The organism is Thermosynechococcus sp. PKX95 (assembly GCF_031583295.1).
Taxonomy (GTDB): Bacteria; Cyanobacteriota; Cyanobacteriia; order Thermosynechococcales; family Thermosynechococcaceae; genus Thermosynechococcus.
Window position 1 is genome coordinate 133,704 of the sequence record NZ_CP134171.1, and the last position, 11,389, is coordinate 145,092.

11 protein-coding genes are annotated in these 11,389 nt (G+C 41.5%); 3 read left to right on the forward strand and 8 right to left on the reverse strand.

The genetic code is table 11. The annotated features are described in order from the left end of the window. From RHH81_RS00645 to RHH81_RS00680, 8 genes are read right to left on the reverse strand one after another with little or no spacing between them, the layout of a single operon-like run. A complete protein-coding gene (locus RHH81_RS00645; protein WP_310743204.1) occupies positions 1 to 654 on the reverse strand; it encodes an HAD family hydrolase in 654 nt (217 codons plus the stop codon). After that, entirely contained in the window at positions 647 to 1,606 is a 960-nt protein-coding gene (locus RHH81_RS00650) for an ATP-grasp domain-containing protein (RefSeq protein WP_310743205.1), read from the reverse strand. Before RHH81_RS00650 ends, RHH81_RS00645 begins: the two co-directional genes overlap by 8 nt. Beyond that, on the reverse strand, positions 1,599 to 2,804 hold the full coding sequence (locus RHH81_RS00655) for a class I SAM-dependent methyltransferase (protein ID WP_310743206.1): 1,206 nt from the start codon (positions 2,802 to 2,804) through the stop codon (positions 1,599 to 1,601). The genes RHH81_RS00650 and RHH81_RS00655 overlap by 8 nt, the downstream gene beginning before the upstream one ends. Continuing rightward, positions 2,801 to 3,526: a PIG-L family deacetylase gene (locus RHH81_RS00660; protein ID WP_310743207.1), complete on the reverse strand. Its 726-nt coding sequence runs from the start codon at positions 3,524 to 3,526 to the stop codon at positions 2,801 to 2,803. The genes RHH81_RS00655 and RHH81_RS00660 overlap by 4 nt, the downstream gene beginning before the upstream one ends. After that, positions 3,523 to 5,058 (reverse strand): UDP-2,4-diacetamido-2,4,6-trideoxy-beta-L-altropyranose hydrolase, encoded by a 1,536-nt coding sequence (gene pseG, locus RHH81_RS00665; protein ID WP_310743208.1) that lies wholly within the window; start codon positions 5,056 to 5,058, stop codon positions 3,523 to 3,525. Before pseG ends, RHH81_RS00660 begins: the two co-directional genes overlap by 4 nt. Before the next feature lie 16 nt (positions 5,059 to 5,074). Further along, on the reverse strand, positions 5,075 to 7,096 hold the full coding sequence (locus RHH81_RS00670) for an aminotransferase class III-fold pyridoxal phosphate-dependent enzyme (protein WP_310743209.1): 2,022 nt from the start codon (positions 7,094 to 7,096) through the stop codon (positions 5,075 to 5,077). Next, positions 7,093 to 7,968, reverse strand: a complete 876-nt coding sequence (locus RHH81_RS00675; protein ID WP_310743210.1) for an aldo/keto reductase — start codon at positions 7,966 to 7,968, stop codon at positions 7,093 to 7,095. Before RHH81_RS00675 ends, RHH81_RS00670 begins: the two co-directional genes overlap by 4 nt. Then, positions 7,965 to 8,654, reverse strand: coding sequence for a class I SAM-dependent methyltransferase (locus RHH81_RS00680; protein WP_310743211.1), 690 nt, complete (start codon positions 8,652 to 8,654; stop codon positions 7,965 to 7,967). The genes RHH81_RS00675 and RHH81_RS00680 overlap by 4 nt, the downstream gene beginning before the upstream one ends. A 48-nt stretch (positions 8,655 to 8,702) precedes the next feature. Here RHH81_RS00680 and RHH81_RS00685 point away from each other — a divergent pair, with 48 nt between their 5' ends. The 3 genes from RHH81_RS00685 to RHH81_RS13050 all read left to right on the forward strand — a co-directional run bounded on the left by RHH81_RS00685 (position 8,703) and on the right by RHH81_RS13050 (position 11,388). Then, positions 8,703 to 9,440: a histone deacetylase gene (locus tag RHH81_RS00685; protein WP_310743212.1), complete on the forward strand. Its 738-nt coding sequence runs from the start codon at positions 8,703 to 8,705 to the stop codon at positions 9,438 to 9,440. 94 nt (positions 9,441 to 9,534) lie between these two features. Further along, positions 9,535 to 11,121, forward strand: a complete 1,587-nt coding sequence (locus RHH81_RS00690; protein ID WP_310743213.1) for a hypothetical protein — start codon at positions 9,535 to 9,537, stop codon at positions 11,119 to 11,121. A 30-nt stretch (positions 11,122 to 11,151) separates the two neighbouring features. Next, complete coding sequence (locus RHH81_RS13050) at positions 11,152 to 11,388, forward strand: DUF29 family protein (RefSeq protein WP_206200631.1); 237 nt, start codon at positions 11,152 to 11,154, stop codon at positions 11,386 to 11,388. The last annotated feature ends 1 nt before the right edge of the window (position 11,389 follow it).

Here is an 11,389-nt window from a genome sequence, read left to right on the forward strand (position 1 = left end):
TTAGTTTCCCAAAAAACTGACTATTTTAGTCAACATACTAATGCTTGTGACTTTCGAAGGCAATACTTCTGAAATTGGTCCTCCTTCTAAATGTATAAAATTTATACCCGCAGAGATTGAAGCAACACCATCAACATGGTACCAATCTCCAACACTCATACATTCATGCGGTTGTAGATTATATTTTTTGAGAAGGCTTAAAAAGGCAAAGGGAGAAGGTTTTGCATGAGAGCCAGTAGCTATAAAAATTTCATCCATAATTGTTTCTAACTGTAGTTCTTTAATTTTTTGAGCTTGTGTCTCATAGTTTCCATTTGTAATAAGGAATTGCCTAATACCTTGGTGTCTATTGTATCTAAGTAAATTATTTATTTCAGGTTCTATAGTCAGCGAAGTATTATAATTCCTATATGCATGAATTAAATCATGCTTGGTTATAGATAGAGAAAACTCTTTAATAACATTATCGATAATATTTGTTTTTGTTGGGCCATTATCAAGCCATTCATTTAACCAAAAAGATTTTACTTGTGATGCATCTTTTAATTCAAAATAGCTAACGCAAAAATCTATCCTTTGTTCTACATCGATTATTTGAGGATAAAGAGTATTGTCTAAATCATAAAAAATAGCTTTTACTTTTAGATTATTCATAGTAATATTCCTCCAGATATCTCAACATTTTTAGCTTTCTAGGTGTAGAATATTTTGTTATCTCTTGATTATTTTTATATTGTATAAGATTCAGTAAAAAATCGACTCCAGCTTTTACGCTGAATATAATTGTACCGCTTGGTCGCATATTAACATCTGTGATAAAAAGTGATTCTGCTGTTTTTATGATCTGTATATTGTTTAATCCATCAAACGTGAATGACTTAGCAAACTGATATGTATATTCTTCAAGAAATTCATCAATTACTATTTCTCCGAGGAGAGTGACACCAGAGTGCTCAATTCTTTTTCTGCAGACTATGTTGATAATTTCACCATTTCTACAGAAAAAATCTACCGTATATTCTTCTCCTTCAATAAACTCTTGGGCTATAAATAAATCAAGATCCTCAAAATTATGCTTAATTAATTCAACAGTGTGGCTCATGATTTTTGGAGAGCTAACTATTGTTACATTCTTTGAACCTGAACTTCTTCTTGGTTTTATTATTTTAGGAAAAGGTAAAGATTCAACCTCTTCACTTTTGCTTAGGATCACTGATCTTGGACAATGAAAACCAGCATTACTCAGGGTTGTATAAAGTTCGAACTTATCATAGAATTTGTTCATATCGTCCCTAAAGTTAAATGCGAAAACATGCTTTATTTCATCATTCGGATAGGAAAGAAAATACTCATTCCAGAAAAGTATTTCCTCATCTAGCCAGCTTATAAATATTTCGGGTTGATAACTTTTGATCAAAGATTTCACGACATGTGGATAGTCCTGATTGTGTACATTCGGGACTAACTCAAAGTGATCACATAAAAATTTTCCTACAGCGGTTTCTTTAGAGTCAATACCTATGATAGTATAGTTTTTATTCCTAAAATAATTTAAAATTCCTCGAATAGCTCTACCACCTACAGGAGAGATTAAAACACTAGACATACATCTGGCAAATAATTTTGATTTCTTGGACTTGTAGTGATTCTCTTTCAATCGTACGGAGAATCTCTTCATAAAACGATGAAGCAATAATTAGTAGCTTCTGCTTTCCATCTTCTTTTAAGATATGAAAAGGTTCTACATCTATATTCAAGCATGGAATAGTCATTCCCCACTTTCTATCATCTCCATCAATGACTCTTAGTTTACTTCCGATTAACAAGCTTTGATCAATCAATGTGAGTATATCAACAGAAAGACTACCTGCTCCCCACCAATAAATTTCTTTTGTAGAATCTTTTATAATGTTTTCCACTTCTATAATAATTTTGTTGATCTGGTTCTGTTTCTCTAGAGCAAGACTTATAATTTTTTGCCTGTATTCTTTGACGATGTCGACTGGTTTTTCTATGGGTCTCCTGACCTTATTTATAACAATTCTAAGAATATCCTCAGTTACTACTTCCTCTTCAATTGAGAAACCCATATCATGAGCCAATTTGTAAAAAAACGGAATATTAAAGAAATACAAATGCTCATGACAGTACCCTTCAAAATTAGGAACTTCTATTATAATTCTACCTTCATCATCTAAATAATTTTTAAGTAGTTCTAGAGCCAAAAACGGATCTTCAAAATGCTCTATAGTGTGTACCAGAAGAAAGCAATTAACTTTTCCTATATCGTTTAATATTTCCTCATTTAGAAATGTTTTGAATACTGTAATGCCATTTTGACTAGCAATATCTGCAGCATTACTTGGCTCGATACCAACCAAACTTTGATAACCCATATTCTTTAAGATTGTCAAGAGATAACCATCATTACAACCTATTTCAACGATTTTTTCTCTTAATTTTATAAATTTACTCACCAAATCTACAATACCTCTAAATTTTGATTGACCTAAACTCTGTGAAGGAAGAATATATCCCCCCTCTGAGTAAGCAACTTCGTAAATAAACCTAAGCTCTTCTTGTGGTAAAGGAGTTGCATTAAAGCCAAGCAAGCAGTCCAAGCATAGCTTTGCCACTAATTTTCTTCTAGGAATCTGCAAAGCTATATCTCTAGGAACTGCTCTCTCAACGGTTGGAATATTTAAATTTAGATATTCTAATAGATTCTGACTATTGCAGTAAGGACATCTATCTATAGAACTAAAGTCTTTTTCGTTTTGCTCATTAGTGAGTTGCTTGCTCATCTTATGATTCTCCCAACCTGAAATGCTTCTGCACTAAAAAGACCCACAGATGAGCCACGAATATAGGCTAGGTACTTTACCACATCTATAGAGCGATAGTGAGGATATTGACGCATCTCTTTAGAATACATGTCCAATGCTCTCAACTTAAGGTCAAGTGCATTTTCAGTATCATTCACTTTCTCGGATAAATTCACAAAGTACTGCGGAATAAAAGTATTAGAAGCCGTTGGTGTATTCCATCCAGTGGCAGAGGGAACCTCAAAGAACAGAATCTGCTTTACTGAACTACCGGGCAAGGGGCGTACTGCTGTCATAACTGCTTCATGGGTAATACGGTGATCAATATTGAGATCGCTGTAGTGATGAGTATAGATTATTTCTGGGCGAATGTCATCTATTACTCCCTCAATTACTTTCACAACATCCAGCAAGTCCACGCTGTCCATCCGATTATCTGGAAAGCCACCAAAGCGCACATCCCTACACCCTACCACTTCCCCAGCCCTTCGTGCTGTTTCCTTCAGTTGCTCCAGTGCCTCCTCCCATTCTTCAATATCTCGCTTGGCGCTCCGACTGGTTAGGCCTTCGGCCAAGATTAGAGTCGTCACTTTATCCCCGTGGGCAGCATGTAAAGCTATCGTGCCACCACAGCCAAGAATTTCATCATCAGGATGGGCAGCAACGACTAATACCGATCTTTTTCTAAAATAACTAGTCATTTTTCAGTGTTTGTAATTATTTTTTCAAAAGAGAAGTAGCTAGATTGCTCGATCACATTCTGCTTTATAGCATAGCCACTCTTTTGGAAACAGGCTACCGAAACAGTGTTCTTTTCTTTTACCTCAGCTAAAATTCTTAAGGGAGAACCACGTTCTTTCAACAAATACTTTTCACCTAGTTCTAAAAGTTTCGAACCGATACCGAAACCTCTAAGTGCACTTGTAATGCTGTAATCTATCAACCATTTTTCATTAAAGAAGTCATATCTTATTTGTCCAATAGGTATATCTTTATACATTAGGATATATATCTTGACCTTGTCGCTGTTTAGTTTGTTGTTAAACCATTTGTTATGTTGATTTAGAGTAATAAACCCTTGATTCCACGAATTTTGACGAACATTAATATCATTTGCCCAGTAGAACAAATTAATCAAATCATTTTGGCTGGCAGGTCTTAACCATAACTGCTTCTGCTCAATCAACCGAGTCATCTTTAATACGACTTTTTTGCTACCCTTGCCATCAGTAATTAAGATATTTTTAAGCCCTAGCTTAGTATCTAAATTACTGGAATTCAAATTTTTCTTAACTAATTCTTCTAAGCTGGAGATATCAAAAATCACAATATCGAAACCATCAGCATGTAAAGCCTCACAGAACTCTATTTGATTATCAGAGGTCACTACAACAATTCCCGTCAAACCAAGGCACATTCGCTCCCATGTAATAGAACCTCCAGACCCCAAGTACCATGAGCACCTTAACATAATGTCGGGCATTTGATCTGTTTGAATATGCAACTGTCCTTCAGGGAAATACTGCATTTGCGATTCCACTTCCGCACGGTGAGGGTTGGCTCCACCAATCACCACTTCAGGGGCAAAATCCCCAATTTCCCGCAGGATTTGCAGGGCTCGGGTTGTGTAGTTCTGGGGATCCATCCCGCCAAAAAAGACCAGTACCTTACGTGGATCAAACGGTGGGCGTCCTTGTCGCTCCAATTTTTCGCGGGCAGCAATGAACTCTGATCTGAGGAGAGCGTACTCAGGCCCTAGCAACTGGCAACAGTGCGGAGGAACTAAGCCGACGTAGCGATCCCAGCGATGTGTATAGTTTTGATCCAGCAAGACATCACAATCATGGAAGCGGTTGGCAAGGTCATCAATGACAAAAATTTGCTTGACCACTGGGCGCAACTGCTGCTCCCACGCCTTATCAATGCCGTAGTGATCCACCACCAGCCAGTCAGGGGTTGCCTCTAGACTTTCGATAATTTGCTTGGTTTGTGCTGCATCCACTTGTTGAGGCACGCCTAGGTCAGCCGCTGTTGTGGGTTCATCTCCCCTTGGCAGCTCATAGACCCTAAAGCCCTTTTTCTGCACAAGGGCGATGATATTGTTTGGATGGTTGCGACAAATGAAAATACAGGTTACCCCTTGCTCACGCAGCGCTGTTGCCAATGTCATACACCGCATGATGTGTCCAGTGCCAATGTGGGTTGCCGAGTCGGCACGGAAAACAATGAGCATTTCCTAGCCCTCCTCCCTAGTTGAGTCTTCGCATCTCTGCATGGCAGATTGATCCCTTTAGCAGGGTCTTGACATCCCGACCCTCTTCACACTCTTTGATGAGACCAAAGACTTCATCTAGGGCTTGACCATAGCCCTGAATAATCTCCGGTGTATGCTCTGTGCAAACATATACGGCGTTGGTTGCCAAATAGCCTCGTGCTAGCATCTCTTGAGTAATGAGGGTTTTATACGCTAGGTTGTTGGTTGTGTTCTCAAACTGAAAGCGAATCAAAGCAGGAATTCCAGAGATTCTCAGAGCCAGTTGATGCTTGACAGCTAGTTGTTGCCAAAGCTCAGCAATATTCCGACCGGTCTGGGTGATTCGTTCCCAAGAACGGGTTTTCTCCATCACTTCAAGAGTTTTTAGGCCAGCTGTCGGCCCAATGCGCTCCGTCCAAAAGGTGCTGCTAATAAATGTGGACTGAGCAGCAGTCATGACTTCCGTGCGGCCAACAACTGCGGTAATTGCGTAACCGTTGCCTAGGGCTTTGCCAAAAACGGCCATATCTGGCTCAACACCATAGATTTTGTGCAAACCGCCAAGTGCCTGCCGAAAACCTGAAGTACACTCATCAAAGATTAAAACGATTCCTCTATCGGTTGCTAGTTTTCTGACTTTTGCCAAAAAACCGTCTTTGGGGGGCTCGTTGCGCTGTACCTCCATTTTGATAACGCCAATGTCATGCTGATTCACCAAGGCTTCGAGTTCATCAAACTGGTTATAGTGAAAGGGAAAGACGGTTCCCTTTAATCCTGAGGGAATACCCTTTGGCTCTAGCCCTGGGAGTAAATGCGTAGCTAAGGTTTGCTCATCACCAAGGTTGGCGGCTAAGTACCAGTCGTGCCAGCCATGGTACCCACAGATGGCCACCGAATCCTTGCCTGTGGCTGCCCTAGCAATACGAATGGCGATCGCGTTCGCTTCACCCCCCGTTCGGGCAAACCGCACCATATCAGCCCATGGATGTAGTTCAATGAGTTTTTCAGCCAGATAGACTTCTTCTGGACAGTTGAGGGTCGATAGATTGCCTTTGGCAATAACTTGTTGAACCGCTTCATCCACTTCTGGGTGAGCGTAGCCCAAGGTATTGGTGCCAATTCCCATCATTGACATATCAATATATTCGCGGTCATCTAAGTCCCAGATGCGGCACCCCTTAGCTTTGCTAAAATAGCTGGGCCAGTACTCTGGCAGAAACATTTCAGCGCGCTTGGAAAGGAGCATGCTGCCCCCAGGGATGATGCGCTTAGCTCGTTTCCACAACTTTTGGCCGGTTCCTAAGATGGCTCCCTCGTTTCTGCCAATATGCTCATTCAAACTAAAAGCCGCAGGATACTCCTGCTGCATTTGCCAAATTTCCCGCCAAGAGAAGTCAATTCGCGGGGCAAAGTGCTCAATCACCTGCCGAACAATTTGGTAATCTTCCGGTTCATCAACCGTCCAGCGACAACTGGACAAGTCAATAGGTGGTTCTAAAAACCTGAGCCGAAATTTGCCACTGTTCCTAATGTAAGGGGAGACATGCTCACGGTCAAAGGGTAAGTAGGCGGCTTGCCATGCTGTTTCTAGGGCTTGGAAGGTAAATACTTCTACATCTAGACCATCGGCAAAGCGAGTGCTGGTCGCACAATAGTCGGCACTAGAGCTTTGAAATAGATCGATAACTTGGTCAACAATTTCAGGATCAATCAATGGACAGTCAGCTGTTACGCGTATAACAGTTTTAGCACCATACTTTTTAGCCACTTGATAATATCTATCTAAAACATCCTTTTCACTGCCTTGCTCACAACAGAACCCCAGCCCATGCACATAATCTACAATTTTCTGATTTTCTGGTTGAGAACCAGTGGCCACAACTATTTGGTCTACTAACTTGGTATTTCGCAATCGCTGAAGCAAAAAATAAATCAAGGGCCTACCGTCCGCTTTCAGCATCACTTTGCCGGGTAAGCGGGTTGAACCCATGCGTGCCTGCACAATTGCGATTTTCATAGTTGCTCCCAGCGACTAGGATGGATTAAGTCTAGATCATCACTACATAGATGACTAGGCCAAGGAGGAAGATCGGTGTTCATTGCCTCTAAGATAGCTTGCAGTTGGCCGCAACTTTCAACACCAACGAGGATCCGGTCTAGTCCCTGTTGATGGAAGGCTGCACCTAAGCAAGCTTGCAAGGGAGTGACCCTTACGGTAGCTTGCCATGTTTCTATCGCCTGCCACAGCTTAGACCAACGGGAGAACTTTTGGGGATGCTTTTCAGCGGGCATGAGGAGCAATCCCTGTAGAAAAACAGAGCGCGCGTGCACCTCAACACCATCGCTTTTTAGACGAGCCAGCCAACCCGATTTCACTAGCCGCTGGTCTAGACCGTTAAAGGGAGCCTGAACAAGATCAGGTTTAAAGTTGGGATACAGTTGCTCTAATTCTTGCGGTGAATAAATGGAAAAACCAATCTTGTCAACCCAGCCATCTTTTTTCAATTCTAGGAGTGCATCATACAACTCCTTTCCCTCTGACCTAAGGAGATCCAAGGGATGATGCAATAATAGCCCATAGAGCTTGTCTAGCTTAAGACGCTGCAGTGATCTTCTACAGTTGTCTTGAACCCACTGCTGAACATTAGACAAGTTGGAAGGTAATTTGGGAAGTTTAGTGACAACATTCCAGCTCTGAACACCAATGTCCCCTAGCCTTGCTTCACTGTCACCATAGGCTATTGCTGTATCAAGGGTATCTATGCCCACCTCTTGAGCCTGTTGTAAAATGGCTTTTGCTTCTTCAAGGGTGACTTGACCTTGCTGGTTGGCAATTCCATAGGCAAGACCAAACTGAACGGTACCAAGAGCCAAACGCTGAGTATTCATTCCGACTTGTGAAAATAGCGACCCTGCAGATCTTTTCTTAGGATGCTTGTTACCCACTGACGATCATAAGGGTCGTCTAGATCACTACCGCTGTGGTCAACAAGTGTTTCCGAAAAGCGATAAATCAAGTGATAAATGCCAAGCTGACGAAAAATTTCAGCATAGTCCTGCTTGTAGGTGTATAAGCCAGACCGATGTTTGTAGGCATTTGCTCGTAAGAAGGGAGAATCAAAATCGGAGATCACTAAGTAGCCGCCATCCTTAAGCGCTAAATCCACATTGGCGACCGCACGGCTGAGAAGGGAGCGATCAACCCAGTGAAATACCGATGAAATAACTACAATCGTTGCTTCTTGCCAAGGTAATCCTTGGGCTTGGGTGATACTCCCCTGAGTAAACTCTAAGTGGGGAAAAGCTTTTTTACCTGCGGCAATGGCTTTGCCTGAAGGTTCCACGACTCGGCAGTGCCACTGTGGGTATTGTCTTCTAAATCCTTCAGCAACCCTGCCTGAACTGCCACCAACATCAATGAGTATTCCCTGCGCTGGCAAAGTCAGGTGTGATAGGGCTTGTAAAATTTTATCGTTGGCCGGTGCAGGTTCGGTGGCACTTGCTGCATTGCGCTCATACCATGCATCGGCTTCTTGATTGACAAAAATAGTATCTTGTTGGTTGAGAGAGGTCATATGAAATGATGATGAATAACCCTGCGCTCTAGGATACCGATTTTATGCATGGACGCAACAGCAGTGCCAACTCCTGTCTTTATCTATAGCGATCGCTTCCTCGAACACCGCTGCCGCCAGTTTCACTTTGAGCGACCCGAACGGTTAGTGGCCATCCGTCAGCACTTAGAGGCAGCATTTCCAGCAGCAGAATGGCGTGAACCTACACCTGTCGGAGAAGGATTAACTCCTTGGTTGGAAAAGGTACATAGTCGGGTGTATTTAGACCAATTAACGCGGATTGCAGCAGAAGGGGGCGGCTGGCTAGATGCCGATACCTACCTCAATGACCAGAGCGATCGCGTGGCGCGGTTAGCAGTACAGGCGTGGCTCGATGGGGTGGATTTAGCTGTGCAGCGGCAGCAACCGATTTTTGTTTTGGCACGCCCCCCCGGCCACCATGCGTTGCGGGAGCGGGGAATGGGCTTTTGCCTACTAGCGAATGCAGCCATTGCTGCCCACTATGCCCTCAGTCTGCCAAGGATAAGACGAGTCGCAATTCTCGATTGGGATGTCCACCACGGCAATGGTACCCAAGCACTGGTTCAAGACCATCCTCAGATTGCCTATTGTTCACTTCATGAGTTTCCTGCCTATCCCTATACGGGGGATGGGGGCGATCGCGGGCACCACAACAACGCCCTTAATCTGCCTCTGCCCAGTGGCTCAACCGGGGCAACCTACCGAAGAGCTTTCCAAGCGGACAACAATGACTATTTCCGGGTATTTCCTAACCATCCTCCCTAGTTGAGTCTTCGCGTTTTCCTATGGCAAACTGGTCTTGACTCCTTAGTCTTTTCATTATAGAATTAAAAAATTTAGTAAATATTGGGAAACTGAAATGGCAACTCCATACAGGGCGATCGTTTTACAGCAACCCTACTTTGCCAAGATGCTATCAACTACTATTGACCTAGAATTTTGCTTGTGTATTTACCAATTTAGTTCATTTAAGTATCACAGAAAGAATAAAGAATTTTCAAATGTAAACTTTACTATAGAAATCATGGATCATGATGATCTTCAGCACTGTATTTACAATCAAAAATTGCTTGCTAGCATACCTCCAGTAGATAGATACATTTTAAATTCAATGGAAATGTACAAGTCAGAAATAATATCTATTATTTATAGATGGCTTAACTTGTCGTATACACAAGCTAGAGACCAATACTATCAACACTTAAAATTTTGGTCATGGTACTTAAGGGATAGAAAAATTAATCTCTTTTTTGGAGTTGTACCCCATGAAACTTACTATTCAGTTATTTATTACCTTTGTAAACTAATGTCTATAAAAACTATCCTTGTTCACCCCTTAGGAATCTCGAAGTCGTACACCCTAATGAGTGACTGGAGAATTCCAGATCCTAGGGTAGATACCTTGTGCCAAAAGTACATCAATGATCCTGATTCTGTGGACATAAGTTACTGGTCGCCACAGTTTGCCGAGTTTATAAGTAACCAGAAACTCCAAATGCATCCTCCTTACATGAAGCAGACTTTTGATCAGCTAAGTAAAAATAAAATATTGGCATACTTAATGGCTATTAATACCAAGTCTATCAATCCTAATTCAATTAGAAATAAAATTTTAAAATACTTGATGACTATTAGTATTAAGTTTTCATATACCAAGTTAAAATTGACTGGAATTTTGAAAAGAATAGCTAGGATTTTAAAAATAACTAGAGTTGTTAAACCAGTAGAAAGAACTTTTAAGTTAGTAAATAGGCATAGACCTAGATTTGGTAACCTATGCTTTGATACTTATTACGAAGGTTTATGTACAGTCACAAATAACAGCTGCTTAGATAACGAGCCGTATATTTATGTTCCTCTACATTATCAACCCGAATGTTCCACACTTCCAATGGGCGAGTTTTTTGAGAACCAAAAAATCATGATAGAATGGCTGTCTCACTCAAGACCAGAGGATGTATGGTTATATGTGAGGGAGCACCCAGCTCAGACATACGACCTAAACACCAGTAGATATAGGGAGCCAAGTTTCTACAGCGATATCTTGAGAATCCCTAGAGTAAGGTTAGTTTCTCGTCGCTGTTCTTCTTTTGATTTAATCAGGAATAGTCTTTGTGTTGCGACTATTACTGGAACCGTTACTTTGGAGTCGTTATATCAAGAGAAACCAGTTTTATTTTTTGGCTATCATGTTTATCAGTATGCTCCTGGAGTCTTTCCAATACGTGATTTGAGTGATTGCTCTAACGCTTTGAAAAAAATATGCAACCAAGAATTCGATCTAACAAGAGAAAAGTTTCTTCTTTACTTAAAAGCTTTAGAGAAAAACTGCATAATGAATATAAGTGAAAATGATTGGTATGAGCTAGGAAGAGCAAATGATGAGACTGAAAAGAAATTCTTGGATTCTTTTTTAGAGTTTCTAAATTTTCTAGATTGCTCTTGAGTTTAGTCCTCTTTGACAGCTAGGGTGTTAGTGGCTTCTGGAGACACTACCAATATTCAGCGGCATTTGCGCTGGAGCCCTAGTCTGCAGAGCTTGGGAGCTGAAGCCTTAAGTGATGGCCTCGAAAGGGTGGTGGTAGATTTAACTTTGCGAGAAACGTTGCTGTCTCTGCGAGTCTTTCCCGACGTCTATCCCTACACGTTGGAGCAGGTACTCAATCCAACGTTTCTTTGTGATACAAGTGGCGATTGCAACAACCTAGCCTGAC

Excerpts from the sequence above, each read along its gene's own strand:
- RHH81_RS00660 (WP_310743207.1), bottom strand. The coding sequence starts at position 3,526 with ATGACTAGTTATTTTAGAAAAAGATCGGTATTAGTCGTTGCTGCCCAT.
- RHH81_RS00650 (WP_310743205.1), bottom strand. The coding sequence starts at position 1,606 with ATGTCTAGTGTTTTAATCTCTCCTGTAGGTGGTAGAGCTATTCGAGGA.
- RHH81_RS00690 (WP_310743213.1), top strand. The coding sequence starts at position 9,535 with ATGGCAACTCCATACAGGGCGATCGTTTTACAGCAACCCTACTTTGCC.
- RHH81_RS00670 (WP_310743209.1), bottom strand. The coding sequence starts at position 7,096 with ATGAAAATCGCAATTGTGCAGGCACGCATGGGTTCAACCCGCTTACCC.
- pseG (WP_310743208.1), bottom strand. The coding sequence starts at position 5,058 with ATGCTCATTGTTTTCCGTGCCGACTCGGCAACCCACATTGGCACTGGA.
- RHH81_RS00685 (WP_310743212.1), top strand. The coding sequence starts at position 8,703 with ATGGACGCAACAGCAGTGCCAACTCCTGTCTTTATCTATAGCGATCGC.
- RHH81_RS00655 (WP_310743206.1), bottom strand. The coding sequence starts at position 2,804 with ATGAGCAAGCAACTCACTAATGAGCAAAACGAAAAAGACTTTAGTTCT.
- RHH81_RS00645 (WP_310743204.1), bottom strand. The coding sequence starts at position 654 with ATGAATAATCTAAAAGTAAAAGCTATTTTTTATGATTTAGACAATACT.
- RHH81_RS00675 (WP_310743210.1), bottom strand. The coding sequence starts at position 7,968 with ATGAATACTCAGCGTTTGGCTCTTGGTACCGTTCAGTTTGGTCTTGCC.
- RHH81_RS00680 (WP_310743211.1), bottom strand. The coding sequence starts at position 8,654 with ATGACCTCTCTCAACCAACAAGATACTATTTTTGTCAATCAAGAAGCC.